24 protein-coding genes are annotated in these 24,417 nt (G+C 74.0%); 12 read left to right on the forward strand and 12 right to left on the reverse strand.

Annotation, left to right across the window (positions count from 1 at the left end; translation table 11 throughout):
* Window positions 1-10: 10 nt before the first annotated feature.
* Genes QRT03_RS16210 through QRT03_RS16220 form a run of 3 tightly spaced genes read right to left on the reverse strand, consistent with a single transcriptional unit; the run spans window position 11 to window position 4,505 of the window.
* Complete coding sequence (locus QRT03_RS16210) at window positions 11-820, reverse strand: ArsR/SmtB family transcription factor (protein ID WP_286053940.1); 810 nt, start codon at window positions 818-820, stop codon at window positions 11-13.
* 45 nt (window positions 821-865) lie between these two features.
* Complete coding sequence (locus QRT03_RS16215) at window positions 866-2,716, reverse strand: FAD-dependent oxidoreductase (protein ID WP_286053941.1); 1,851 nt, start codon at window positions 2,714-2,716, stop codon at window positions 866-868.
* Window positions 2,706-4,505, reverse strand: coding sequence for an oxidoreductase (locus QRT03_RS16220; protein WP_286053942.1), 1,800 nt, complete (start codon window positions 4,503-4,505; stop codon window positions 2,706-2,708). Before QRT03_RS16220 ends, QRT03_RS16215 begins: the two co-directional genes overlap by 11 nt.
* A 98-nt stretch (window positions 4,506-4,603) precedes the next feature.
* Here QRT03_RS16220 and QRT03_RS16225 point away from each other — a divergent pair, with 98 nt between their 5' ends.
* Both QRT03_RS16225 and QRT03_RS16230 read left to right on the forward strand, forming a co-directional pair.
* Window positions 4,604-5,068 (forward strand): hypothetical protein, encoded by a 465-nt coding sequence (locus QRT03_RS16225; protein ID WP_286053943.1) that lies wholly within the window; start codon window positions 4,604-4,606, stop codon window positions 5,066-5,068.
* 115 nt (window positions 5,069-5,183) lie between these two features.
* Entirely contained in the window at window positions 5,184-5,729 is a 546-nt protein-coding gene (locus QRT03_RS16230; RefSeq protein ID WP_286053945.1) for a hypothetical protein, read from the forward strand.
* 46 nt (window positions 5,730-5,775) lie between these two features.
* On the opposite strand, the gene mftC is transcribed toward QRT03_RS16230, so the two are convergent.
* The 3 genes from mftC to mftA are packed head-to-tail and all read right to left on the reverse strand — an operon-like array spanning window position 5,776 to window position 7,411.
* On the reverse strand, window positions 5,776-6,996 hold the full coding sequence (gene mftC, locus QRT03_RS16235; protein WP_286053946.1) for a mycofactocin radical SAM maturase: 1,221 nt from the start codon (window positions 6,994-6,996) through the stop codon (window positions 5,776-5,778).
* Window positions 6,993-7,322 (reverse strand): mycofactocin biosynthesis chaperone MftB, encoded by a 330-nt coding sequence (mftB, locus tag QRT03_RS16240; protein WP_133825767.1) that lies wholly within the window; start codon window positions 7,320-7,322, stop codon window positions 6,993-6,995. The genes mftC and mftB overlap by 4 nt, the downstream gene beginning before the upstream one ends.
* Window positions 7,322-7,411, reverse strand: a complete 90-nt coding sequence (mftA, locus tag QRT03_RS16245; protein WP_018332344.1) for a mycofactocin precursor MftA — start codon at window positions 7,409-7,411, stop codon at window positions 7,322-7,324. The genes mftB and mftA overlap by 1 nt, the downstream gene beginning before the upstream one ends.
* 148 nt (window positions 7,412-7,559) lie before the next feature.
* Here mftA and QRT03_RS16250 point away from each other — a divergent pair, with 148 nt between their 5' ends.
* Both QRT03_RS16250 and QRT03_RS16255 read left to right on the forward strand, forming a co-directional pair.
* Window positions 7,560-8,129, forward strand: coding sequence for an acyl-CoA-like ligand-binding transcription factor (locus QRT03_RS16250; protein ID WP_286053949.1), 570 nt, complete (start codon window positions 7,560-7,562; stop codon window positions 8,127-8,129).
* Window positions 8,126-8,500: a GntR family transcriptional regulator gene (locus tag QRT03_RS16255; protein WP_286053951.1), complete on the forward strand. Its 375-nt coding sequence runs from the start codon at window positions 8,126-8,128 to the stop codon at window positions 8,498-8,500. Before QRT03_RS16250 ends, QRT03_RS16255 begins: the two co-directional genes overlap by 4 nt.
* Window positions 8,501-8,540: 40 nt before the next feature.
* On the opposite strand, the gene QRT03_RS16260 is transcribed toward QRT03_RS16255, so the two are convergent.
* Window positions 8,541-9,203 (reverse strand): SDR family NAD(P)-dependent oxidoreductase, encoded by a 663-nt coding sequence (locus tag QRT03_RS16260; RefSeq protein ID WP_286053952.1) that lies wholly within the window; start codon window positions 9,201-9,203, stop codon window positions 8,541-8,543.
* 284 nt (window positions 9,204-9,487) lie between these two features.
* Here QRT03_RS16260 and mdo point away from each other — a divergent pair, with 284 nt between their 5' ends.
* The 4 genes from mdo (at window position 9,488) to mftM (ending at window position 14,643) form a co-directional block, all read left to right on the forward strand.
* Window positions 9,488-10,780 carry an NDMA-dependent methanol dehydrogenase gene (gene mdo, locus QRT03_RS16265; protein ID WP_286053953.1) on the forward strand — a complete coding sequence of 431 codons (1,293 nt, stop codon included), beginning with the start codon at window positions 9,488-9,490 and terminating at the stop codon, window positions 10,778-10,780.
* A gap of 92 nt (window positions 10,781-10,872) precedes the next feature.
* Window positions 10,873-12,129, forward strand: a complete 1,257-nt coding sequence (locus QRT03_RS16270; RefSeq protein ID WP_286053954.1) for an AAA family ATPase — start codon at window positions 10,873-10,875, stop codon at window positions 12,127-12,129.
* A 31-nt stretch (window positions 12,130-12,160) separates the two neighbouring features.
* Window positions 12,161-13,705 carry a VWA domain-containing protein gene (locus QRT03_RS16275; protein WP_286053955.1) on the forward strand — a complete coding sequence of 515 codons (1,545 nt, stop codon included), beginning with the start codon at window positions 12,161-12,163 and terminating at the stop codon, window positions 13,703-13,705.
* A complete protein-coding gene (gene mftM, locus QRT03_RS16280) occupies window positions 13,702-14,643 on the forward strand; it encodes a mycofactocin oligosaccharide methyltransferase MftM (RefSeq protein ID WP_286053956.1) in 942 nt (313 codons plus the stop codon). Before QRT03_RS16275 ends, mftM begins: the two co-directional genes overlap by 4 nt.
* Window positions 14,644-14,690: 47 nt before the next feature.
* Here mftM and QRT03_RS16285 read toward each other — a convergent pair whose 3' ends face one another.
* Window positions 14,691-16,280: a nitric oxide synthase oxygenase gene (locus QRT03_RS16285; protein ID WP_425604847.1), complete on the reverse strand. Its 1,590-nt coding sequence runs from the start codon at window positions 16,278-16,280 to the stop codon at window positions 14,691-14,693.
* A gap of 565 nt (window positions 16,281-16,845) precedes the next feature.
* On the opposite strand from QRT03_RS16285, the gene QRT03_RS16290 reads away from it, so the two are divergent.
* Window positions 16,846-17,523: a hypothetical protein gene (locus QRT03_RS16290; RefSeq protein ID WP_286053957.1), complete on the forward strand. Its 678-nt coding sequence runs from the start codon at window positions 16,846-16,848 to the stop codon at window positions 17,521-17,523.
* A gap of 1,093 nt (window positions 17,524-18,616) precedes the next feature.
* Window positions 18,617-19,720, forward strand: a complete 1,104-nt coding sequence (locus tag QRT03_RS32200; RefSeq protein WP_425604859.1) for a globin domain-containing protein — start codon at window positions 18,617-18,619, stop codon at window positions 19,718-19,720.
* Window positions 19,721-19,803: 83 nt separating this feature from the next.
* Here QRT03_RS32200 and QRT03_RS16300 read toward each other — a convergent pair whose 3' ends face one another.
* Complete coding sequence (locus QRT03_RS16300) at window positions 19,804-20,328, reverse strand: OsmC family protein (protein WP_286053959.1); 525 nt, start codon at window positions 20,326-20,328, stop codon at window positions 19,804-19,806.
* Window positions 20,273-21,742 (reverse strand): MFS transporter, encoded by a 1,470-nt coding sequence (locus tag QRT03_RS16305; protein WP_286053960.1) that lies wholly within the window; start codon window positions 21,740-21,742, stop codon window positions 20,273-20,275. Before QRT03_RS16305 ends, QRT03_RS16300 begins: the two co-directional genes overlap by 56 nt.
* 18 nt (window positions 21,743-21,760) lie before the next feature.
* Here QRT03_RS16305 and QRT03_RS16310 point away from each other — a divergent pair, with 18 nt between their 5' ends.
* Window positions 21,761-22,258, forward strand: a complete 498-nt coding sequence (locus tag QRT03_RS16310; protein ID WP_286053961.1) for a winged helix-turn-helix transcriptional regulator — start codon at window positions 21,761-21,763, stop codon at window positions 22,256-22,258.
* Between the two features lies 1 nt (window position 22,259).
* On the opposite strand, the gene QRT03_RS16315 is transcribed toward QRT03_RS16310, so the two are convergent.
* Window positions 22,260-22,733: a carboxymuconolactone decarboxylase family protein gene (locus QRT03_RS16315; protein WP_286053962.1), complete on the reverse strand. Its 474-nt coding sequence runs from the start codon at window positions 22,731-22,733 to the stop codon at window positions 22,260-22,262.
* 90 nt (window positions 22,734-22,823) lie between these two features.
* On the opposite strand from QRT03_RS16315, the gene QRT03_RS16320 reads away from it, so the two are divergent.
* Window positions 22,824-23,693 carry a sigma-70 family RNA polymerase sigma factor gene (locus QRT03_RS16320; protein WP_286053963.1) on the forward strand — a complete coding sequence of 290 codons (870 nt, stop codon included), beginning with the start codon at window positions 22,824-22,826 and terminating at the stop codon, window positions 23,691-23,693.
* On the opposite strand, the gene QRT03_RS16325 is transcribed toward QRT03_RS16320, so the two are convergent.
* Window positions 23,686-24,414, reverse strand: a complete 729-nt coding sequence (locus QRT03_RS16325) for an AraC family transcriptional regulator (protein ID WP_286053964.1) — start codon at window positions 24,412-24,414, stop codon at window positions 23,686-23,688. The genes QRT03_RS16320 and QRT03_RS16325 overlap by 8 nt on opposite strands.
* Window positions 24,415-24,417: the final 3 nt, after the last annotated feature.

Raw genomic sequence — 24,417 nt, forward strand, 5'->3', positions numbered from 1 at the left:
CCCCAGGGTGTCAGGCCACGACGATGTCGCCGGTCTCGAGGAGCGACTTGAGGTTCGACAGGATGCCCGGCCACCCACCGGACACGCCGCGGAGCATCTCGCTGCCCGCGACGAACCCGTCGTGGACGACCGTGAGCTTCACGGCGTCGTCTCCGGCCGGCTCGATGTCGAAGGACACCCGGCTGACCGGTTCCTGCCGCATCCGGGCGAGGTCGTCGTCGGACCAGTCGAAGAACTCCTGCATCTCGGGCTGGTAGTTGTGCCAGGTGTAGGCCAGCCGCCGGGGCGGGTCGGCCTCGAGCACGTGCTGGTCCCAGTCGTGGGCGGGTTCGCCGGTCATCGACCAGCGCACCGGCGACCCCACCGCCCAGTCGGACTCCGGCCCGCCCCCGCCGTAGTAGCGACGGACGAACTCGGGGTTCGTCAGCGCCTCCCACAGGCGCTCCGGGGTGGTGCGGATGTAGGTCACGTAGACGAACTCGGTCGTCGTGTCGGTCGTCATCTGCGGTTCCTCCAGGGCTCGCTTGAGGTCGGTCAGCGCATCGACGCGCCCTCGGTCGAAGGTGCGGATCCACCGGTCGGCGAGGTCGCCGAGCGGGGCCGGGTTGAGGTGGTGGTGCTTCTCGCGGCCGACGCGGCGCACGACCACCAGCCCGGCCTCCTCCAGCACCGCGACGTGCTTGGCCACGGCCTGACGGGTCATGGCGAGTCCCGCCACCAGGTCGGAGAGCGTCCGTCCGTCGCGGGCGTTCAGGGCGTCGAGCACGTGACGGCGGCTCGGGTCGGCCAGGGCCCGGAACACCGCGTCGTCGTCACGCATGACAGGGAACCTATCGGTTCCCTGTTTTGATAGGCAACCCCTCGGTTACCTGATGGCGCGCGCGGCGTCGGTCCCCTCCCGGATCGCGGCCGCGGCGTCGCGGGGGGCGAGGACGTCGCCGACCCGGGTCCCGGCCAGGTCGATCTCCGCCGGCACGCGCGGGCCGGCGTGGACGACCGCGTCGGCGTCGAGGGGCTCGAGGGTGTCCGTGGGGTGGTGGAGGATGCCGTCGCCGAGCAGCACGCGGTCGGTGAGCAGCTCGATCCCGAGCGCCGCGGCCCGGCGTCGCCACCGCTCGCGTTCGAGCAACGGCCCGAGGCCCTCCGCGGCGACCATCCCGCTCGTCACCAGCCGCACCCGCGCCCCGCGCTGCGCGAGCAGTTCCGCGACGGACGGCGCGGCGGGGCCGCCCAGGTCGTCGACGACGAGCACCCGTCCCGACGGCGAGGCGGTGCCGGTGAGCACCTCGGAGACGTCGATCGTTCCCGACGGCGGGTCCGGGCGGGCTCCGGTGGCGACGATGATGTGCTCCGCACGTGAGCAGTTGTGGTCGCTATGGCGACAACAAGTGCTCACGTGGCGCAGCCACATCCGCACCCCGGCGTCGCGGCACCGGTGGGCCAGGTCGGCGACCGCGAACGCGAGTTCCCGGCGTTCCGGAGCCGCCGAGGCCACGGCGAGCTGCCCGCCCAGGCGGTCGGAGCGCTCGACCAGGTGCACGTCGTGGCCGCGTTCCGCCGCCTCGGCCGCGGCGGCGAGACCGGCTGGCCCGCCGCCGACCACGAGCACCCGCCGCCGGGTCCCGGGAGGTGGGACCGGCACGGACTCGCGGCCCGCATCCGGGTTCACGACGCACCCGAGCCGCCGGTTCAGCCCGACCGCGGCGATGCACTCCTGATTGCACCCGATGCAGCGCCGGACACGGCGCCCCGTGAGGACCCGGGAGGCGAACGCCGGGTCCGCGATCTGCCCGCGGACCACCCCGACGAGGTCGCACGCTCCGCTCGTCAACGCCCGTTCGGCCTGCTCGGAGGTGGTGTAGCGCCCGACCCCGATCACCGGCACGCCGGTGCCCGCCAGCGCTGCGCGGACGGCCGACGGCACCGGCTCGGCGTACCCCGCGGGCACGCCCATGGGCGGTTCGATCAGCGGCAGCGTCGCGGTGGCGACCCCGACCGCGGTGTTCACGACGTCCACCAGGTCCGCCACCCGACGCGCGACCCGTGCGGCGTCGGCCGCGGTCAACCCGCCGTCGAGACCCTCGTCGCCCTGCAGCCGCACGCCGAGGATGCGGTCGCCGATCTCCGCGCGGACCGCCGTCAGCACCTCACGCAGGACGAGCACGCCGTCGGCGTGGGCGTCGTCGCGCCGGTTCGTGAGCGGCGAGAGGAATTGCCTCAGGAGGGAGGCCTGCGAGGCCTGGATCTCCACCCCGTCGAACCCGCCGGCGATGCAGTGCCGCGCGACGGTCGCGAAGCCCTCGACGACGCGCGCGATCCCGGCGGCGTCCAGGGCCACCGGGACCTCGCGGAACATCGGGTCGGGGATCGCGCTCGGGGCCTCCACGACGGTCCGTGAGTACAGCGACGACGACTGCGCGCCGTTGTGCCCCACCTGCGCCAGCACCACCGCGCCGTGCGCTTGCACCGCGTCGGTGATCGCGCGGTAGCCGGGGACGACGGCGGGGTCGGTGCCGAGGACGGCCTTCTCGTAGGGCCGGTCGAGGGCCTGCTCCTCGACGATGACCAGCCCGGCCCCCCCGGCCGCCCGGGCCGCGTAGTACGCCGCGTGCTGCGCGCTCGGACGGTTGGCGACGGCGGCATTGGTGAGGTGCGCGGGGAAGACGATCCGGTTCCGGACGATCTGGTTCCCGATCCGGATCGGCTCACCCAGCACGGAGGATCTCCTCGGCCGCCCGACGCCCCTCGCGGACGGCCGCGGTGACGGTGCGCGGGGCGAGGGCGTCGCCGATCGCACTCGGGTGCGCGCCCGGCCGGCGGGGCCCGGCGTCGACGAGCATCCCCGCGATCGTGTGCCGGTGGCCCGTGACGACGTCCGCGACGACGACGTGGTCCGGGTGCCGCTCGACGACCCGGTGCTCGAGGACCCGGTCGACGCCGGCCCGCTGGAGGCGGACGTTCGCCGCCACCACGTCGGCGAGCTGCTTCCCGGCGACCTGGTCGGGCGTCACGAGCGCGACGGCGTGGCGCGGTGCGAGGTGTTCGGCGAGCGCGACCGCAGCGCCGTCACCGAGGGGGTCGTCGACGACGACGGGTCCCTCCACCGGCGTCCCGCGGAGGACGGCGAGGACCGACACCCCGGGGCGATCGGCGTCGAGCGCACCGGTCGCCACGACGTCCGCCCGGTCCGGGCCGACCGCTCCGAGCTGCATCGACACGCCGAGCCGGGCGAGTTCGTCGACGTACCAGTCGGCGAGGCGCGCGAACCGGTGCCGCCCGGGGAGCCCCGCGATCACGCGCAGCAGCCCGCCCGGCTCGTCGTCCCGCTCCACGAGCCGCACCGCCCGGCCCCCGAGCGCCAGCGTGCGCGCCGCCTCCAGTCCCGCCGGCCCCGCGCCGACGACGACCACCTCGTCGTCCCCTGCCGTCCGCAGTGCGGCCATGCTGACGTCGGACGGCACAATCGGGCCCGGTACGACGCCCGGCTCGACGGTGCACCCGATCCGCGGGTTCCGGACGTCCCTGACCCGGCACTCCTGGTTCGTCAGCACGCACGGCCGCGGGGTCCGACCGGCCCGCAGCGTCGACACCAACGACGGGTCCGCGAGCTGCGCGCGGGTCATCTCCACGAGGTCGGCGACGCCGTCGTCCAGCGCAGCCTGCGCGTCCGCCGGGTCGACGATGCTCCCCGCGAGCACCACGGCGCACCGCCCGGCGACCACGCCCCGCACCGCCCGGCACGCCTCCGTCATGAACCCCGACGGCGTGTGCGCGTCCGGCCGCGTCGCCCCGACCGACATCGCCGAGCCCCGGACCGGCACGACGTGATCGACGAGGTCGGCCACGCGGTCGACCGTTCCCAGGGACGGAGCGAGGGTGATCCCGGCCCACGGCGCGAGCTCGTCCACGCACAGCCGGACTCCCACCCACGCCTCCGGGACGGCCTCCCGCACGGCACGCAGCACGTCGACCAGCACCCGGTCGTCCGGCGTCGGAGTACTGAGCGCCGACCGGAACTGCCGCAGCAGGGAGTACTGACCGGCGGCGATCTCGACCCCGCCGCAGCCGGCCTCGACGGCCGCGCGGGCCGCCGTCGCGAAGGCCTGGACGACCAGATCGATCTCGGCGAGCGACAACGGCCGCGGCACCGCCCGGGTCGCCGGGTCCGCTACGGACGACGGCGCCCGCAGCACCCCCCGCGCCGCGGACTGCGATCCCGCGTGCCCCAGTCCGGCCAGCACCAGCGCGGATGCGCACGCGGTCGCCACCGCCGCCCACCCGTCGACGCAGGTCGCAGCCAGCGGCGCGTACTCGTAGGGGTGGTCGTCCGGAGTCACCGACGCGATCTCGGTGACGATCACGCCCGCTCCCCCGGCCGCCCGGGCGCGGTAGTGCTCGACGTCGCCCAGCCCGCGGTCGGCCGAGGAGTTCGTCGCGTGCGGGCCGAACAGCACGCGCGACGGCAGCGTCCGGGGCCCGATCCGGACGGGGTCGACGAGCCTCACCGGCACCGGACCGAGTACCCGTGGCCGGGAACCGAGTAGTGACTGCTCGGTCCGGACGGTCCTGACGTCGACCGGCTCCCGCACGCCACGATCCGACCATGACCACGACGACCCGTGACCGTCTCCTGCTCGCCGCCGCCCTCGCCCTGGAGGTCCTCGCCCTCCTCGGCCTCGTCACCGCCGTGCTGACCGGGCCCGAACCCCGCACCCTGCTGCCCGCGGTGCTCGGGGTCGTGATCGCGTCGGTCCTGACCGGCCTCGTCGTCATCGGGATGGTCCGACGACGGATCACCGCGGCGTTCTCGCACGTCATGAGCCGAGCCGTGGTGCCCGGCGGCTGGGCGTACGGCGGTGCGCCCGGCTACGGCGGACCGCCCGGTCACGTCCCCTCCGACGCCCACGCGCACCACGCCTCCCGGTCCCACCACCACGACTCCGGAGGGTGGCACGACGCCGGGTGGTGGTCCGACGGCGGCAGCTCCGGGTCGGACTGGTCGAGCTGCTCGAGCAGCGACTCCGGCAGCTCGGGCAGCGACTCGGGCAGCTCGAGCAGCTGCGACTGACCCGGCCGGCACCGGGTCGAGTAGTCGGCTACTCGGGTCCCCGGCCCCGCCCTCTCCCCAGACTTCCCGACGGCGGGTCCCACCGCCGTTCCACGACGATCACCAGGAGCACCCGATGACCACCGTCACGCACCACCCCACCGAGCGCCTCGTCCCGGCCGGTCCCGCCGGCCCGCCCCGGTCCGGCCCACCGGGACGGCGACGGCGCGCTGCCCGCACCCGCCTCGTCGCCCTGGTGGTCGCCGGGGGCGTGAGCCTCGGCGGCCTCGCCGGTGGCGTGGCCCTGCTCGCGGGTGCGGCGTCCGCCCCGACTCCCGCCGTCGTCGCCCCGGGCGCGCCGAGCGTGCCCGGCGCCCCGGTCGCGCCCGCCCCGGTCGACGCGGCCGGCGTCGCGGGGGTGCCGGGAGCCGTGCCACCGGTCGGTCCGCCGGCGGCGGTCGAGGCACCCGCCGACGCCCCCGCCCCGGCCGCACCCGCGCCGAGAGGTGGCGGTAGCGGCTCGTCGTCGGGAACGGATGGCGGGGGCTCGTCGTCCGGGTCCGGCGGACCGGGCAGCGGCTCGACGCCGCCGCCCATCAGCATCCCGAACAAGCCGAAGCCGCCGCTCACGATCCCGAACAAGCCGCCGAAGATCACGATTCCCGGCCGGAGCGACGACTGAGGGGTCACCCCGGCGCCGCGGTTCGGGGCCGCGGCACCGGGGGAGCTCAGTGGGCGCGGATGCCGGCCGGCAGCCGACGCCCCTCGCCGGCGAGCGGGTCGGTGTCGCACGCCTTGTCCGGGCGCCGCACGGACAACGTCAACGGCACCGGCCCGCCGTCCTTGCGCGGCCCGCGGGTCGTCTTGTGCGAGTGGTCCAGCGAGGGCTTGGGGATGACGGTGTCCATCTCCAGCTTCGCCAGCGCGATCTCGCCGTTGCCCAGGACGCACTCCGGGTCGGGCCCGTCGAGGGGCAGGCCGGTGAAGAACTTGGCCGCCATGCAGCCGCCCTGGCAGGCGTCGTAGTGCGAGCACTTCGTGCACGCGCCACCCGACTGCGGCCCGCGGAGCTCGGCGAACAGCTCCGAGTCCTGCCACACCCCCTGGAACCCGCCCTCGGACCGGACGTTGCCCGCGAGGAACTGGTCGTGGATCGCGAACGGGCAGGCGTAGACGTCGCCGACCGGGTCGATCAGGCACACCACGCGGCCGGCGCCGCAGAGGTTGAGCCCCGGCAGCTCCTCGCCGAACGCCGACAGGTGGAAGAACGAGTCGCCGGTGAGGACGTCCTCGCCGCGAGCGACGAGCCAGTCGTAGAGCTGGCGCTGCTGCTCGCGGGTCGGGTGCAGCTCGTCCCACGAGTCCGCACCGCGACCCGAGGGGCGGAAGCGGGTGATCCGCAGCTGGGCGCCGTAGCGGTCGGCGATCGCCTTGAAGTCGTCGAGCTGGTCGACGTTCTGCCGGGTGACGACGACCGAGATCTTGAACTCGCCGAAGCCCGCCTCGTACAGGTTCTCCATCGCGCGGATCGCGGTGTCGTACGAGCCGGGACCGCGGACGTGGTCGTTGACCTCGGCCGTCGCACCGTCGAGGGAGATCTGGACGTCGACGTAGTCGGTCCTCGCCAGCTGCGCGGCGCGCGCCTTGTCGAGCTTGACGCCGTTGGTCGAGAACTTGACGCCCACGTCGTGGGCGATCGCGTAGTCGAGCAGCTCCCAGAAGTCGCTGCGCACGGTCGGCTCGCCGCCGCCGATGTTGACGTAGAAGACCTGCATCCGCTGCAGCTCGTCGATGACCGCCTTGCACTCCTCGGTGGAGAGCTCGTTGGGATCACGACGGCCGGAGGACGACAGGCAGTGCACGCACGAGAGGTTGCAGGCGTAGGTGAGCTCCCAGGTCAGGCAGATCGGGGAGTTCAGGCCTTCGACGAAGTGCTCGACGAGCTTCATGTGGTGGTCTCCCGCGGCTGGATCGTGCCCGCCTTCGCGAGGCCGGCGAGCGCCTTGAGGTACTGCTCCCGCTGGTGTGCGGGAACCTCGGCCGCCTCGAGGGCGCCGTGGACGTCGGGGTGGTCGGCGAGCGCCTCCACGACCCGGACCAGCGCCCGGGTCTTGAGGAAGGACAGCCGTCGGGTGTGGAAGTCGTAGACGAGGGCACCGAACGACTCCGGCCGCACCGAGACCGAGCCGGAGATCCGGTACGGGCCGTCGGCGTCGAAGTCGTCGACGCCGGCGGGGGCTGCCTGCGGGCCGGCCCCCGCCGCCGTCGTCGGCATCAGTAGACGCCGCACATGCCGTCGATCGAGACCTCCTCGACGAGGGTCTCCTCGACGAGCGGGGTCTCCTCGTGCGTGGGCTCAGCCATACCGACCTCCTGCGTTCGACCTCCGGACAGCGACGGACGCTAACTGGCACTCGGTGCCATTCACACTGTCCGATCGGGCGGCCCGTGATCGCGGTCTCGTTTGCTACGCGCGAGGAGAGCGGCGTCACGAGTGGGGGACACTGTCGTCGTGACCTCTGCCACTCGGACCCTCCGGGCCCGCCGCCTCGAAGCGGCGGCGCTGGAGCTGTTCACCGTGCGTGGCTTCGACGCGGTCACCGTGGACGACCTCGCCGCGGCGGGCGGGGTCGGCCGCCGCACGTTCTTCCGGTACTTCCCGACGAAGCTCGACGTCGTCCTCGGCCAGCTCGACGACGCCCTCGCCGGCCTCGTCTCCGCGCTCGCCGCGGTGCCCGACACGGTCGACCCGACCTCGGCCGCCCGTCGGGCGTTCCTGCAGGTCAACGCCTACTCCCCCGACGACGAGCCGGTGCTGCGGCGCCGCCTGACGCTGATCGAGACCGTGCCGGAGGTGGGCGCCCGCGCCTCCGTGCGCTACGAGGGCTGGGAGCGGGCCCTGGCGGCGGACGCGGCCGCCCGGTGGGGCTGCGCGCCCGGCGAGCTGCGGCCCCAGGTGTTCGCGCGCGTCGTGGTCGCGGCGATGCGCGGGGCGTTCACGGTGTGGCTCGCCGCGCCCGACGCGGAGCTGGAGCCCCTGGTCGTGGCGGCCTTCGACGACCTGGCCCGGGGGTTCGGGTGAATCATGACCCCACTGCCCTGATCGACGTCGACCCGTCGTCGTCGGTGGCGCCGTACGAGCAGGTGCGGGCGTCGGTGACGGAGCTGGTGCGGACCGGTGTGCTGCCCGCCCACACGCGGCTGCCGGCGGTGCGCCGGCTCGCGGTGGACCTCGGGCTGGCCGCGAACACCGTCGCCCGGGCCTACCGGGAGCTCGAGGCGGCCGGCGTCGTGGAGACCCGCGGGCGCCTCGGGACGTTCGTCGTCGAAGCGTCGGAGGGTCCCGACGAGGCCCGGGAGGCCGCCCGGGCCTTCGCCGGCCGGATGCGTGAGCTCGGGGTCTCGCCGGAGCGCGCGCTCGACCTGGCGCGGGCGGCCCTCGCCGACGGCTGACGACCGCGCCGACCCTGCCCCACCCGCCGTCGGGAACGGCCTACCAGGGCACCTCGACGCGGTCCTCCCAGAGGCGGCCGGTGGGCGGCGGGTCGGAGAGCGTGGCGGCGCGCCCGGCGAGCCAGATCGCCGTGTCCGCCCCCTCCTCGACCGACCGCGGGGCGTCCGGGCCGCCCATGTCGGTGCGGCAGTGGCCCGGGCAGGTGGCGTCGACCAGCACCCCCTTGCGCCCGTTCCCGAGCTCGTGGGCGAGGTTGCGGGTGAGCGCGTTCAGCCCCGCCTTCGCGACGCGGTAGGGCGCGAGTCCGCCGGCGTTCCCCGGCCCGCTCATCCGTCCGAGGCAGGCCGTCACGTTGACGACCCGGCCCCACCTCCGCCGCGCCATCCCCGGCACGAGCGCGGAGACCAGTGCGAACGGGGCGTCGAGGTCGACGTCCCGCACCGACCGCCAGTCGTCGAGCGTGATCTCCAGCGTCTTCGACCGCCGCGCGCTCATCACCGCCGCCGCGTTGACCAGCACGTCCACGTCGCCCACGTCCGCGACACCCGCCGCGATCGTGTCCACGGACGCCAGGTCGAGCGGCTGCGCCTCGACCCCGTCCGGCACCGGCGAGCCGGGCCGGGCGATCCCCACGACCCGCGCACCCGCCGTCACCAACCCGAGGGCGATCTCCCGCCCGAGCCCCCGGCTGGCGCCGGTCACCACCGCCGTCCGTCCGGAGAGGTCCGCACCGTCCACATCGCCGAGTTCCCGCGGACCCCTGGACGAACCCTGCCCGTCTGTCGCAATATGCTGGCAACTGCATCGGCCGACGAGCGCCGCACGAAGGGCAGCACCCGAAACCCTCCGAAGGTGCAGGTGATCTCCCGCCTCCGTGAACGGGATCACGCTTCGGCTCTCGCCCGTGACCTGGCGCACGCCTAGCGTCCGCCCGGAACGAGAGACCGGTCCGCGAGGCAGGTCTTCCCGACGACGAGAGGATCGCGATGCAGGTCGACGAGCTGCTCAAGCCGTTCCCGATCAAGGAGTTCCACCCGTTCCCGCGGGCGCTCCTGGGGCCGGGTTCGCACGAGCTGATCGGCCCGGAGGCCCTCAAGCTCGGCTTCAAGAAGACCCTGATCATGACGTCGGGTCTTCGCGGCACGGACATCGTGCACAAGATCAGCGAGTCGATGAAGTGGCACGGGATCGAGACGGTCATCTACGACCAGGTCGAGTCCAACCCCAAGGACTACAACGTCATGGACGCCGTGAAGCTGTACCAGGAGAACTCCTGTGACAGCTTCGTGTCCATCGGCGGCGGCTCCTCGCACGACGCCTGCAAGGGCGCGCGCGTCTCGGTCGCGCACGACGGTCGCAACGTCAACGAGTTCGAGGGCTTCAACCAGTCCGAGAACCCGAAGAACCCGCCGCACATCGCGGTCTCCACCACGGCCGGCACCGGCTCGGAGACCTCGTGGGCCTACGTCATCACCGACACCACGACCGACCCGAACAACCCGCACAAGTACGTCGCGTTCGACGACGCCTCGGTGACCACCCTGGCGATCGACGACCCGGTGCTCTACTACGACTGCCCGATCGACTTCACCGCGCAGTGCGGCTTCGACGTGCTCGCGCACGCCTCCGAGCCCTACGTCTCGCGCCTGAACTTCGAGCCGAGCCTCGGCAACGCGATCCGCGCCATCGAGCTCACCTCCCAGAACCTCCGCGAGGCGGTCTGGAACGGGCAGGACCTCCCCGGCCGCCAGGGCATGATGTACGCGCAGTACATCGCCGCCCAGGCGTTCAACTCCGGTGGCCTCGGGATCATCCACTCGATCTCGCACGCGGTGTCGGCCTTCTACGACACCCACCACGGCCTGAACAACGCCGTCGCGCTCCCCCGCGTGTGGGCGTTCAACATGCCGGTCGCCTACAAGCGCTTCGCGCGCATCGCCGAGGCCATGGGCGTGGACACCACGCACATGACCGACGTGCAGGCCGCGGAGGCCGCGCTCGCCGCCTCCATCCGGCTGCTCCGCGACGTGGGCATCCCGGAGAAGTTCACCGACGTCACCCAGGACTCCTACTCGAAGAACCGTCTGGGCCAGGGCCCGACGAAGTTCTACGAGAACGAGAAGACCATCACGGGCAACGACGCCGACGTGGACCGCATCACCAACCACGTCCTCGGTGACGCCTGCACCCCGGGCAACCCGAAGGAGTGCACCTTCACGACGGTGCGCCCCGTGGTCGACCACTGCCTCAACGGCGACCTGGACGACCTGCTCAGCTGATGTCCCACCTCGGTGCCCGGTGGGTCGGCCTGCGGCTGGCCCACCGGGCACCGGCGTGTTTACCTTCGATCGACCCGTAGGAAGGACCCCGCGTGACCAGCACGTCCGAGCAGCCCGTCACCGACCCGAGCACCGTCTTCGAGTCGGTGGACGACGTCGTGGAGGCACTCTCCGCCCAGGGCTACATCGCCGACCGGCGGCTGGCCACGACCGTCTTCCTGCTCACGCGGCTGGAGAAGCCGCTGCTGCTCGAGGGACCGGCCGGCGTCGGGAAGACCGAGCTGGCGAAGATGCTCGCCGCCGCCACCGGCCGGCGCTTCCTGCGCCTGCAGTGCTACGAGGGCCAGGACGAGACCAAGGCCCTCTACGAGTGGGACTACGGCAAGCAGCTGCTCTACACCCAGATCCTGCGGGAGAAGATCGGGCAGGTCGTCGAGGACGCCCCCGACATCCCCACCGCCGTCGACCGCATCGGCGCGCAGGACTCCGTCTTCTTCTCCGAGCGCTTCCTCGCACCCCGCCCGCTGCTCGAGGCCATCCGGTCCGACGAGCCCGTCGTGCTGCTGATCGACGAGGTCGACCGCGCCGACGAGGCCCTCGAGGCGGTGCTGCTCGAGACGCTCGGCGAGTTCCAGATCTCCGTGCCCGAGGTGGGCACCTTCGCCGCGAAGAACGCGCCGTACGTGATCCTGACCAGCAACAACACGCGTGACCTGGCCGCCGCCCTGAAGCGCCGCTGCCTGCACCTGTTCCTGGACTACCCGACGGCGGAGCGCGAGCTGGAGATCGTGCGCTCCAAGGACACCGGGCTGCCCGAGGCCGCCGCCCGGGAGCTGGTCGAGGTCGTCCGCGGGCTGCGCGAGCTCGAACTGCGCAAGGCGCCGTCGATCTCGGAGACGATCGACTGGGCCCGCACGCTGGCCGTGCTCGGCGTCGACGAGCTGAACTCGCAGATCCTCTCCGACACCGTCTCCGTCGTCGTGAAGTACGACAAGGACGTGCAGAAGGCGCTCGGCGCGCTGCCGAACCTCGTCGACCCGAACGCGGTGGTCGAGGACGCGCACGGGCACGGCCACGGTCATGGCCACGGGCACGGCCACGACGACCACGGCACCAACGGGCACTCCCGCGGCCCGGCCGCCGTGCCCGACGACGAGAACGACGGTCCCGACGGTCGCGCGGTCCGGGCCGCCAAGGACGAGCCCGGGCGGCACGCCGGGGTGTACGGCGCGCCCGGTCGGGAGGCCCAGGAGGCCGCGCGGTCCGGGGACAACCCGACCAGGCCGCGCAGCGTGAGCTCCTCGCAGGGCAACCGGTCGTTCGGGCTCGGCAAGAAGCGGGCCCTGTAAGCCACGCCGAGCACGAGAGGAGGCCCCGGTCGTGGAGGCCACCATCCACCGCTTCGTCCGGCTCCTGCGCATCCGCAACGTCCGGATCTCCACGTCGGAGGTCCTGGACGCGATGCACTGCGCGAGCGAGCCCGGCGTCCTCGCCGACCGCCCCACCCTCAAGGCGGCGCTGCAGGTCTCGCTCGTCAAGGACATCCGCGACGAGGCCACCTTCGACGAGATCTTCGACGCCTTCTTCGCGCTGGTGCGGATCGGGACGGAGGACACCGGGCACGGCCACGGGCACGGCCACGAGGACCTCTCCGACGGCGGCGAGCTGGAGGACTTCACCCTCTCCGACGAGCCGGCGGAGACGCCCGAGCAGGGCCACGACCACGGCAAGCCGGTCGACATCAAGGAGTTCTTCGACCCCGAGGACATGGCCCAGCAGTTCAACCTGCACCAGGAGGCCAACAAGATCGACCTGGCGTCGATGACCGACGAGATCGTCTTCTCCAAGGACGGCGCCACCGACCAGACCAACACCACGGAGAAGGTCCAGATCGAGACCGACCGCCTGCACGGCGGCGGTCTGCCCGGCGACATCGCGACGTCGTCGGGGACGAAGGTCGACGCGGACCTCAACGTGGCGCAGCAGGAGGCCCTGCTGGGCTGGCTGCAGGGCGTCGAGGACGGGATCGACGACGAGGGTGACGAGACCGACGCGATGGCGCTGCGGCGTCGTCTCGCGGGGATGCTGGAGAACCTCCCCGAGGCGATCAAACGGCACCTCGAGCGGCTCATGGAGCTCGAGCAGCGCATCGTCGACGGCGGGCACGCCGACGAGGAGGCGCACAAGGCGGAGGTCGACCGCGCGCAGGAGCACGAGCGCCAGCAGCTCGAGGACTCGCTGCGCCGGCTGGCGAAGACGCTGCACGGCGCGCTGACGCACCGGCGACGTCAGTCCCCCCGGGGTCGCATCGACGCCGGCCGCACCATGCGGCGCAACATGCGCTTCGACGGCGTGCCGTTCACCCCGGTGACGGTCAGCCGGGCCGAGGACAAGCCGCGGCTGGTGATCCTGGCCGACGTGTCGCTGTCGGTGCGGGCGACCGCACGGTTCACCCTGCACCTGGTGCACGGCCTGCAGGACATGTTCGGCCAGGTCCGGTCCTTCGCCTTCGTCGGGGATCTCATCGAGGTCACCGACCTGTTCAGCGACCACACCGTGGAGGACGCCCTCGGCCTCATCTTCGGCGGCGACCTGCTGGACGTGGACGCCAACTCGAACTACGGCCAGGCGTTCGGCGACTTCCTCGAGGACCACGCGTCGGCGGTCAACCGGCGCTCGACCGTCATCGTGCTCGGGGACGGCCGGGGCAACGGCAACGACCCGAACATCGAGGCGTTCGCCGAGATCGCCCGGCGGGCCCGGGAGACCATCTGGCTCACGCCGGAACCGCGCTACTCGTGGGGCCTGGGGGCCTGCGACCTGCCGCAGTACGCCGAGTTCGTCGACCGGATCCGTGTCGTCCGCGACCTCACCGGGCTCTCCGAGGTCAGCCACGACATGGTCGCCGAGATGATCGGCCGGTGACCCTCACTCCCGCGGCGGGCTCGCTGCGGATCGATCCGCTGGCCCCGGCGCACCCGGGGCGCTGGGAGAACGGCCCGGTGGTGGTGTGCCACCTCGACCGCGCCGCGGTCCCGGTGCGCCTCGCGGAGGGTCGCGCGCCCGAGCTGGTCACCGACCGGTTCGAGCTCCACCGGCTCGGTGACCGCATCCTCGTGCTCCACCGCTTCCGGCCCGACGAGCTGGACGACGACGTCTCCACGGTCGTCGCCGACGAGCTCGGCGACGTCATCGACTCGGCGCCGCTGTTCGAGCGGGTGGTCACGGGAATCGTGCGCTCGACCGTGCTCGACCCGCTGACGGCGTGGTCGACGTTCTACGCGAACTCCCTCGCGGTGCTGCGCCATCCCGGCGCGGGACCGTGGTCCGGCGGCCTGCCCGAGGCGTCGCTCGCCGGCTTCGCCCCGGTCCACGCGCGGGCCCTCGACGAGGTGCTGGGCACGACGGTGGCCGACCTCGGCTCGTGCTTCGGGTTCCTGCCGCTGCTGATGGCCGAGCGCGGGCTCGACGTGGTCGCCACCGACCACACCGTCGGCACCATGACGCTGCTCTCCGCCGTCGCGCGGGCCGGGGTGGTCCCGGAGGCGGCCGACCGGGTGCGCACGCTGGCCTGCGACGCCCGGGCGGTCCCGCTGGCCGACTCCTCGGTCGACACGGTCACCGCGATCCACCTGCTCGAGCACCTGCCCGAGGACGCGGCGGCGGTCGTCGTCGACGAGATGGTGCGGGTCGCCCGGCGCCGGATCGTCGTGGCCGTGCCCTACGAGGAGTCCCCCGACCCGGTCTACGGCCACCTGCGCCGCTTCACCCCGGACGACCTGGTCGCCCTCGGCGAGCGCACCGGCCTGCGGTTCCGGGTGGACGAGCACCACGGGGGCTGGATGTGCGCGGAGCGCAGGTGAGCACTTGTTGTCGCCATGGCGACAACAAGTGCTCACCTGAGCGAAGCTCACATCGGACAGCCCTGGCCCCGCGCCGCCTGCTGCGGGTCCATGCGGAACATGGGACCGGTGTCGGTGGGCTCGTCGTAGTAGCGGTGGAAGACCGGGGTGAGTCCGCCGGAGATCGGCGGGACGATCCAGCTCCAGTCGACGGGGCACGTCCGACCGGCCTGCTCCTCGCGCTCGAGGTGGCGCAGGAAGCGCTGTGACTCGCCGTGGTGGTCGGCCATCGACACGCCGGCGGTGTCGAACGAGTGCTGCACCGCGAGGGTGGTCTCCACGGCCGCCCGGTCGCGCCACATCGTGCGGTCGGACGAGGTGTCGAGGCCCATCTTCTCGGCGACCTCGCGCAGCATGTCGTAGCGGTCGGCGTCGGCGAAGTTGCGCGCGCCGATCTCGGTGGCCATGTACCAGCCGTTGAACGGTGCCGCGGGGTAGGAGATCCCGCCGATGTCCAGGCGCATGTTGCTGATGACCGGCAGCGCGTGCCAGCGCAGGCCCAGGTCGGCGAACCACGCGTGGTCGGGATGGGTGATGTCGACCTCGAGGACCGAGGCCTCGGGGACGTCGACGAACTGCGGCCCCTTCTCGGCCCACTCCCCGCCGCCGGACACGACGAGCGGGAGCACGTCGAACCGACCCATCGGCGAGGGCGGCACCCAGCCGAGCGAGCGGGCATGGTCGGTGAACCCGACGTAGCGCGGGTCGCCGAGGACACGGCCCCCGGTGCGGTAGCCCGCGTAGCGGATGAGCTGCTCGTTCCAGATCCGCGGCCCGGGTGCGGTCGGCGTGTCCGGCGCGAAGATCGTGATCGTGGAGCGGATCCGCCCGCGCCGCGTCGCCTCGTCGAGGTGACCGACGCACTCCGCGGCGACCTCGTCGGGCGCGGTCACGTGCCGGCGGTCCCGCAGGTGCAGGCTGCGCCAGTACAACCGACCGATGCAGCGGGCGGAGCTCCGCCAGGCGACCCGGGCGCCGAACGCCAGCTCGGCGGCGGTGTGCACGTACGTGCCCGTCCGCTCGATCTCGTCGCGCACGGCCGCGATCCGCTCGGCCAGGGGAACGGCCGGCGCGTCACCGCCCTTGACCGTCGTGGCTCCCGGTTCCTCGGACTCGGCGTGGAAGAGCCGCAGGAACTCCTCGGCCTCGTCCGGGTCGACCGGCGCGACGCCGACGTCCCGGGAGGCGGGAGCGCCCCAGGCCGTCGCCGGGGGTGGCGTCGGGGCGTCCGCGGCCTGCGCCGGCCGGGGGCGCGGGCGGGGCCGGTCGTCGACGGTCGCCGGGGCGGGGACGGGAGCCGGGCCGGGGACCGGGGCCGACACCGTGGCGGCGGAGACCGTGGCCGGAGCAGCCACCGAGGCCGTGGCCGCGGACACCGTCTCCGGGTCGGGCGGGGTCGCCGGAGCCGGCGCGACGGCGGCCGCCAACGGTGCCGTGGCGGCCCCGGGGTCGGCGGTCCGCGCAGCCGGGACCGGGCCGGGCGGCTCGGTGGCCGGGGCCGCGGGTGGCACCACCGGCGATCCGCTCGAGGGTGTGCTCACCGGTCCGGCGTCGGTCGTGGTCCCGACGACGGCCATCGTGGCCATCCCGCGCGCCATGCCACCTCCGTGTGTGCTCCGAGGTCCTGCATCCCGCCGCCGTGTGCTCCAGCGACGTCGACACCTCTGGTTGCGCCGCCGCCTCCGACGGCGTCCGAGCCGGACCCCCGCGCGCCCGGACACCATCCTCACCGAGCTCCCCGCCGAGGGGATCTAGCCGTTCGGACTCACATGACCGGCGATCCGGGCCCGAACGATCGGCCGACCGGCGCAACGACCACCCGCACGTTGCATCACCCGTCCTGCTCGTCAGGAGAACGCCCTCCTGATGACGAACCACGACGGATCGGACGCGGGCGCGTCGAGACCCCACCGTGACCTGTCACACCGGCCCACTGTAGGGGGTCGCCCGTCGCTCCTCGGAGGGTGGGAGCACCTCACCGAGCGTCACTCGTTGGTGCGCTCCGTGTCGGCCCACCGCGACTGCGACCCCGATGCTCTGGCACCCTGACCGACGACCGGCAGTAATCGTCGCGAGAACCCAGCGTGACGAGACCGACGGTGGGAGGCACGAGTGAGCCGAGCCGGACGGGGCCGCACCGGTGGTGCGGGCCCCAGGGGAGGCATGCGTGGCGGTCGCGTGCGCGCGAGCGACCTGCGCGAGCGCGCGGACGAGATGGCCGCGCTGCTCGACGAGGCCGCCCCCCGCGCCCGTCGCCGTCGTCGCCGCAGCTCCACCGCCCTGCCCGCCGCGATCGCCGCCTTCGGCGCCCTGAGCGTCGGTGGCGTGGGCCTGGCGCTGGGCCTGACCCCCACGGGCACGGAGGGCCAGCTGCCCGCCGCGCCCTCGCCCGTGCTCGCCGACCCGGGAACCGACCTGCCCGCGACGACCGCCGACGGCGCGGCGCCCGCGACCGCGGACCTCGACCCCGCCGTCGCGGGCGCCGACCTGATCCGACCCGACGACGGCCGGGCCGACCGCCGCGACGGAGGCCGGCCGGCCCCGTCGCCCACCCCGCGGTCCACGGCCTCGACCACGACCTCCGCGCCGGCGACGACGACCACCCGCTCCCGCCCGACGACGACCCGGACGACGAAGCCCCGGCCCACCAAGCCGCGCCCGACGGTGACCCGGTCGGCCACCCCGCGGTCGACGACGACCCCGACCTCGGCGGCCTCCACCCGTCCGATCGCGGAGCGCTCGGCCCTGCTGACGAGCACGTCGGACGACGAGGAGCCGACCACGGCCACGTCCGCGACCCCGGTCCCGTCCGGGGACGACGACCTCGACGCCGACCGCTAGACCCCGTCCGAGGGGGAGAGCGGTCGGCTCTCCACGACCAGTGACGACCGCCCGGTGACGGATCGCACGACCGTGGCGGGCCCGTCGCCGTTCACCGGCCGTGGCCGTACGCTGACCGCACGGTAGGCCACCCTCCACGATCGGGGGCGGACGCGGAGTAGCGTCGCGGCCTAGTGCCCACCGCAGGGGTGGCCCGGGCGGGGGGCGAGCAAGTCATCGCGAGATGAGGAGTCGACCGGACGTGACCGCAGCGAGGAACAACGGTCCTGACGCAGGGCGTCACGGCCCTGCCGGGCCGGCGGGTCCTCCCCGCGACCGCGATTCCGGGGACTTCCCCGGCAACTGGGGCGCCTCGGCACTCGATCGCTCAGCGGTCTCCGGCCGGGAACCGTTCGGCGCCGGAGCGTCCGGTTTCGGATCGTCGGGGCGGACGCCTCCACCAGGTGGGGCGTACGACCCTGACGACGCCGTGTTCGACATCGCCGACGACCGGCGCGACGACGGGACGACGATGAGCCATCCCTCCAGCCGTGGGGCCGTTCCCCCGCCCCCGCCCCGGACCACCGCCTTCCCGCCGCCGTCGCTGCCGACGGCACGCTCGGAGTCGGGCCATCGCGCCGAGGACCGGCACTCCGGTGGGCAGCTCGGCGACGGCTACGAGACCGGCGGCTACGAGACCGGCGGGTACCAGAGCGGGGGTCACGGCTCCTCCGGCTACGAGACCGGCGGCTACGGCTCCGCCGGGTACGACACCGGCTACGGCTCGGCCGGGTACGGCACCGGGAGCCACTCCGGCGGCTACTCCTCCGGGGGCTACTCCTCCCCGGGCCACGACTCGCCCGGCTACGGCTCCTCCGGGTACGGCTCGGCCGGCTATGGCTCGGCCGGCTACGACTCGCCCGGGTACGGCTCGGCCGGCTACGGCTCCTCCGGCGGCTACGACTCGACCGGGTACGCGCCGTCGAACGGCTCCTACCTCGACGAGCCCGCCCGCACGTCGGCGATGCCGTCGAGCCCGTCGCACCACGTCCCCGAGGGCGTGGGGCTGCCGACGCCGCGCGACGCGTCGGCACGCTCGAACGACGCCTCGGACATGGTCGCGATCATCCGGGACAGCTTCGAGGCGGTCTCCTCGCGGACCGACGAGCTGACCCAGCTGTTCTACGGCTGGTTGTTCCGGATCGCGCCGGAGACCCGCGAGCTGTTCCCGGTCACGATGGAGCTGCAGCGCACGCGCCTGCTGCGCGCGCTCATCCACGTCGTGCAGATGGTCGACCGGCCCGACGAGCTCAACGTCTTCCTGCGCCAGCTCGGCCGGGACCACCGCAAGTTCGGGGTCATCGGCGAGCACTACGACAAGGTCGGCGAGGCCCTCCTCGGTGCCCTGGCGGAGATCGCCGGGCCCGCGTGGACCCGTGACGTGGAGCAGGCCTGGGTCGGCGCGTACGGCGTCGTCTCGAAGTCGATGCGCGACGCCGCGGACGCCGAGCGCGGTCCCGCCGTCTGGATGGCCCGGGTGATGGAGCACCGCCGGGTCGCCCCGGACCTCGCGATCGTGCGGGTGCAGACCAGCCAGCCCGTGCCCTACCTCGCCGGGCAGTACGTCTCGGTGGAGACCCCGCAGCGCCCACGGATGTGGCGCTCGCTCACGCCGGCGAACGCCCCGGGCCCGGACTGCGTGATGGAGTTCCACGTCCACACGGTCCCCGGCGGCTGGGTGAGCCGGGCGATCGTGTCGCACGCCCGCGTCGGCGACGTGTGGCGCATCGGTCCGCCGATGGGCCAGATGACCCTCGACCCGCGCTCGCAGGCCGACCTGCTCATGGTCGCCGGCGGCACCGGGCTCGCTCCCGCCCGTGCGCTGATCGAGCAGCTGATGGTGGACGGGTCGGACCGCAAGGTCGCGCTGTTCGTCGGCGGCCGCACGTGGAGCTCGCTCTACGACATCGACACGCTCCGCCGCATGGCGCAGGACAACCCGTGGCTGACGGTCGTGCCCGTCGTCGAGGAGGACGGGCGGCGCTACGGCGCGGAGACCGGCACCCTCGGCGAGGTCGTGGCCCGCTACGGCGCCTGGGCCGACCGCCAGATCGTCGTGGCCGGGTCGCCCCCGATGGTCCGCTCCACGGTGTCCGCGATGCTCGACGCCGGGACACCGTTCATGCAGATCCACTACGACCCGTACCACACCGACTAGGGGTCTCCCGCAACGAACGAACGGCACCCTCGCAGCGTCTATGTGCGCGAGAGTGCCGTTCGTTCCGGTCGGGTCGCGGCTCCTCAGGCCTGCGCGGCCGCGCGCTTGTCCAGGGTCAACGACACCTCGGGCGAGCGGACGAGGGTCTGGTAGACGACGCAGTAGCGCTCGGTCAGCTTGTGCAGCGTCGCGAGGGTGTCGTCGTCGGCGTCGGTGTCGAGGTCGAACGACAGCCGGATGTCCTTGAAGCCCACCGGCGCGTCCTTGGCGACGCCCAGCGTGCCGCGGAAGTCGAGGTCGCCCTCGGCGTGGATCGTGCCCCCACGCACCTCGACGCCCATCGAGGTGGCGACCGCCCGCAGGGTCACCCCGGAGCAGGCCACGAGCGCCTCGAGCAGCATGTCACCGGAGCACAGGAGCTCGCCGGTGCCGCCGGTCGCCGGGTGCAGGCCCGCCTCGACCATGGCCTGCGCGGTCTGCACGCGGCAGGCGATGCCGGAACCGTCGAGGTCGCCGTCCGCCTTCAGGACGACGACGGCCGACTCCGGGTCGTCACGGTACTGCTGCTTGAGAGGGCCCTGGGTCTCGGCGAGCGCTGCCTTGTCCATGATTCGAGTCTGCCTTCCCGGACGCGCCCCCGCGAGGGCGGCAGGCGAACACCGCGATCGCCCCGAGCACCGAGAACGCGCCCGCGACGAGCACCGCGTCGTCGAACCCACCGAGCAGGCCGGCGGGCCCGGGCGGGAGGCCGGGGCGGGTCGTGATCACGGCGACGACGGTCGTTCCGATCGCGGACCCGACGTAGCGGGCGGTGTTGTTCGCACCGCTGCCCATCGCCGCGCGGCCGGGCGGGACGCTGGCCACCGCCTCCCGCCCGAACGCCGCGTTCAGCACCCCGCTCGCGACACCGGCCACGAACAGCCCGGGCACGAACCGCCACACCGACGAGTCCGGACCGGCCCCCAGCAGGAGCGCCTGCCCGACCGCGACGACGAGCAGTGACACCGACATCTGCAGCCGCCCGCTCACCGAGGCGGGCAGCCGACGGGCGAGCAGCGAGGTGACCACGCTGGTCACCGACCAGGCCAGGAGCATCACGGCGGCCGTGAGCGCGGACGTCCGCAGTCCCCGTTCGGCCACGCTGAGCAGCACCGACGTCGTCGAGATGATGCCCATCCCGGTCGCCAGGGCCGCCAGCATCATCGCGAGGAAGCGCGGCGAGCCGAACAACGCCGGGTCGATCATCGGGGCGTCGCGACGCCGCTCGACGACCAGCCAGCCGACGAGCACGACCAGGCCCCCGACGACCAGGCCGATCGGCGCCGGGCGGAAGATCCCGGTCCGGGCCTCGACGAGGCCGGTCAGCAGCAGGGCGATCCCGACGGCGAGCAGGGCCACACCGGGGAGGTCGAGCGGGCGGGGCCGCTCCGCCCGCGACTCCTCGACCCCCAGCCGCGCGGCGACGCCGAGCAGCACCGCGAGGACGGCCTCGACCCAGTACTCCGCGGTCCAGCCGGCGAGCTGCTCGGTGGAGGTCGCGAGGAGCGGGCCGACCGCGATGCCGGCGCCGAGCGAGGCCCCCCAGATCCCGCTGGCGCGCGGCGCGTCCGGCGTCCCGGCCGGGAACGCGTGTCCGATCAGCCCCAGGCTCGCCGCGACGAGGGCGGCGGCCCCGATGCCGGCGAGGATGCGGCCCGCGACCAGCACGGCCGTCGTCGGCGCGACGGCGCACAGCACCGAGGCGACCGCCAGGACGACCGCGCCGAGGACGAGCGCGCGGCGCCGGCCGAGGTCGTCCGCGACCGCACCTGCGGGCAGGAGCGCCACCCCGAGCCCGATGCTCATCGAGCTGAGGATCCAGGCCTGCCCCTCGGGGCCGGCGCCGAGCGCCGCCGCCGTCGCCGGCATCGTCGAGAGGGTCGAGGTGAAGACGACGAGCGCCAGGAACGTCGCCGCGGAGGCGACGACGAGGGTTGTTGTGGACCGCACGGTCCGCGACGCTAGCACGACCGGTTCGGTCATTGAACTAGACTGTCGACCGTGCCTCTCGGACAGGGCTATCCCGCGCAGGACTGCGCGATCGCCCGCGCGCTCGAGGTCGTGGGCGACCGCTGGACCCTGCTGGTGCTGCGCGACTGCTTCTTCGGGGTGCACCGGTTCGCCGACCTCGTCGCCCGCCTCGACATCCCCCGCGCCGTGCTCGCCGACCGCCTCGACCGGCTCGTGACGGCCGGCCTGCTCGAGCCGGACGGCCGGTCCTATCGCGTCACCGAGGCCGCGTGGCCGCTGTGGCCGGCCCTGCGGGCGCTGGCCGCGTTCGGGGAGTCCGCGCAGGTTCGCGACGGCGGGTCGGTGCGGCGGTTCGCGCACGCCGGGTGCGGGACCGACACCACCCCGGACGGCTGGTGCCCGGAGTGCCGGACCGTCCCGGCCCCGCCGGACCTGGTGGTCCGGCCGGCCGGTCGGCCCGGGCGCCGGGAGGACCCGGTGAGCGTCGCGCTGCGCGAGCCGCACCGGATGCTGACGCCCCTGCCCTGAGTCACCACCCGGTGCCGGCGACCTGGCGGATCGGGGCGTTGCACCGGTTGAACAGGTTGACCACCGCGATCCAGAGCAGCAGGGCGGCGCGGGCCGGCTCGTCGAACTCGCGGACGACCGCGTCCCACAGCGCGTCCGGCACGGCGTCCGCGGCGTCCGCGAGCCGCGTCACCTGCTCGGCGAGCTCCAGCGCGACCCGCTCCTGCTCGGAGTACCAGGGCGCCTCGCGCCAGGCCCCGACGGTCGCGAGCCGCTCGTCGGTCTCCCCCGCCGCCCGCGCGGACTGCGTGCCGCCGTGCAGGCACGACGCGCAGCCGTTGATGAGGCTCACCCGCAGGTGGACGAGGGCGAGGAGCGGCTCGGGCAGGCCGGCCGAGCGGGTGGCGGAGATCAGCCCGCCGATCGCCTCCCCCACGCCAGGCAGCAGCGCGGCAGGATTGGCCATGCGGGCCTCGACGGTGGCGGTGGTGGTCATGACGGCTCCCTGCGGTCGGACCGCCGGTCACATCCGGGCGCGCCGGTCGGTCAGAGGGATGACCCCCGGGACACGAAGGATGTGACAGCCATGAGCCGGCCCACCGATCTGGCCGACCGTTTCTCCGCCCACCGACCCCACCTGCTGGCCGTGGCCGGCCGGCTCGTCGGGCCCGACGCGGCCCAGGACGCCGTGCAGGAGGCCTGGCTGCGGCTGGCCCGCCAGGAGGACCCGGACGCCATCGAGAACCTGGGCGGCTGGCTCACCACGGTGGTCGCGCGGATCGCGCTCAACCAGCTGCGGGCCCGCCGCCCGGAGGCCGAGGAGCCGGAGGACCTCCCGGACGAGGCCGACGACGCCGAGTCGCTCGCCGTCTCCGCCGACGCGGTCGGGCCGGCCCTGACCCTCGTCCTGAACCGCCTCGCGCCCGCCGAGCGGCTCGCATTCGTCCTGCACGACGTGTTCGGGCTGCCGTTCGAGGAGATCGCGCCGATCGTGGACCGGTCGGTGGCCGCGACGCGTCAGCTCGCCAGCCGCGGGCGACGACGGGTCCGTGGCGCCCCGGACGACGGGCCCTCCCGCGCGTCGGGCGAGGTCGTCGCCGCGTTCCTCGCGGCCGCCCGCGAGGGCGACTTCGGCGCGTTGCTCGAACTGCTCGACCCCGAGGTCGTACTGCGCGCGGACCCCGTGGCTGTGCGGATGGCGACGATCAACGCCGGCCGGGGCGCCCCGCCGCTGGAGCCCGAGGTGGCCGGCTCGGACGCGGTCGCCCGGGTGTTCGCCGGGCGCGCGCACGCCGCCGCCCCGGCCCTGCTCGACGGCGTCCCCGGCCTCGCCTTCGCGACGGCGAAGCGCACCGTGTCGCTGTTCCGTTTCACCGTCGTCGACGACCGGGTGGTCGCCGTCGAGCTGGTCGCGGACCCGGAGGTCATCGCGGCGACCGAGGTGGTGTTCACCTGAGCACCGCGCCCGGGGTGTGGCCGAGCTCGGCCTTCACCATCGCGCCGAAGGCGCTGGGGGTCGCGTAGCCGACGGCGGCCGCCACCCGCGACGGCGGTTCGCCGCGCGCGAGGGCCTCCAGTGCCGCGGCCAACCGGGCACGCCGCCGCCACCGCGCGACGCCCAACCCGGTCTCGGCGACGAACCGCCGCTCGACCGTGCGCCGGGCCGCGCCGGACCCGCGGCACAGGTCGTCGATCCCGTCGGACCCGCCGGGATCGGCGAGGATCCGGGCGGCGACCACCCGCGCGATCGGGTCGTCCGGCATCGGCAGCCGCAGCGGCTCCACCGCGGGGGCGGCGGCGAGCTCGAGCGCCAGCAGGTCGAGCAGCGCGACGGCGTGCGGGACATCCCGCGACAGCGGGGCCCGGGCGACCGCGGTGAGGAGCAGCTCGCGCAGGAGCCCGACCACCGCCACGACGCGCGTCGGACCGGGGTCGTCGGTGCGGAGGTAGAGGTTGCGCAGCCGCGTGCGCGCGGTGGTGCGGATGCGGTGCGTCTCCCCCGCGGCCACGACGACCGCGGCACCCGGTGGGACGAACCAGCCTCCGTCGCGCACCTCGACCGTCATGGCCCCGGACGCCGCGAGCAGCACCTGGTGCCAGCCCGGCGGCTGCGGCGGCACCACGGTCCCGGCCGGGTGCGTGACGGCGTAGCTGCGCACCTCCGGCTCCTGTCGCATCCG

Origin of the sequence: Actinomycetospora termitidis (assembly GCF_030286555.1) — a bacterium.
Taxonomy (GTDB): domain Bacteria; phylum Actinomycetota; class Actinomycetes; order Mycobacteriales; family Pseudonocardiaceae; genus Actinomycetospora; species Actinomycetospora termitidis.

What these genes read in the sequence shown, in the direction of transcription:
- QRT03_RS16210 (WP_286053940.1), bottom strand. Translation starts at nt 820, where the DNA reads ATGCGTGACGACGACGCGGTGTTCCGGGCCCTGGCCGACCCGAGCCGC.
- QRT03_RS16225 (WP_286053943.1), top strand. Translation starts at nt 4,604, where the DNA reads ATGACCACGACGACCCGTGACCGTCTCCTGCTCGCCGCCGCCCTCGCC.
- QRT03_RS16230 (WP_286053945.1), top strand. Translation starts at nt 5,184, where the DNA reads ATGACCACCGTCACGCACCACCCCACCGAGCGCCTCGTCCCGGCCGGT.
- mftC (WP_286053946.1), bottom strand. Translation starts at nt 6,996, where the DNA reads ATGAAGCTCGTCGAGCACTTCGTCGAAGGCCTGAACTCCCCGATCTGC.
- mftB (WP_133825767.1), bottom strand. Translation starts at nt 7,322, where the DNA reads ATGCCGACGACGGCGGCGGGGGCCGGCCCGCAGGCAGCCCCCGCCGGC.
- mftA (WP_018332344.1), bottom strand. Translation starts at nt 7,411, where the DNA reads ATGGCTGAGCCCACGCACGAGGAGACCCCGCTCGTCGAGGAGACCCTC.
- mdo (WP_286053953.1), top strand. Translation starts at nt 9,488, where the DNA reads ATGCAGGTCGACGAGCTGCTCAAGCCGTTCCCGATCAAGGAGTTCCAC.
- QRT03_RS16285 (WP_425604847.1), bottom strand. Translation starts at nt 16,280, where the DNA reads ATGGCGCGCGGGATGGCCACGATGGCCGTCGTCGGGACCACGACCGAC.
- QRT03_RS16290 (WP_286053957.1), top strand. Translation starts at nt 16,846, where the DNA reads ATGCGTGGCGGTCGCGTGCGCGCGAGCGACCTGCGCGAGCGCGCGGAC.
- QRT03_RS32200 (WP_425604859.1), top strand. Translation starts at nt 18,617, where the DNA reads ATGGTCGCGATCATCCGGGACAGCTTCGAGGCGGTCTCCTCGCGGACC.
- QRT03_RS16300 (WP_286053959.1), bottom strand. Translation starts at nt 20,328, where the DNA reads ATGGACAAGGCAGCGCTCGCCGAGACCCAGGGCCCTCTCAAGCAGCAG.
- QRT03_RS16305 (WP_286053960.1), bottom strand. Translation starts at nt 21,742, where the DNA reads ATGACCGAACCGGTCGTGCTAGCGTCGCGGACCGTGCGGTCCACAACA.
- QRT03_RS16315 (WP_286053962.1), bottom strand. Translation starts at nt 22,733, where the DNA reads ATGACCACCACCGCCACCGTCGAGGCCCGCATGGCCAATCCTGCCGCG.
- QRT03_RS16320 (WP_286053963.1), top strand. Translation starts at nt 22,824, where the DNA reads ATGAGCCGGCCCACCGATCTGGCCGACCGTTTCTCCGCCCACCGACCC.
- QRT03_RS16325 (WP_286053964.1), bottom strand. Translation starts at nt 24,414, where the DNA reads ATGCGACAGGAGCCGGAGGTGCGCAGCTACGCCGTCACGCACCCGGCC.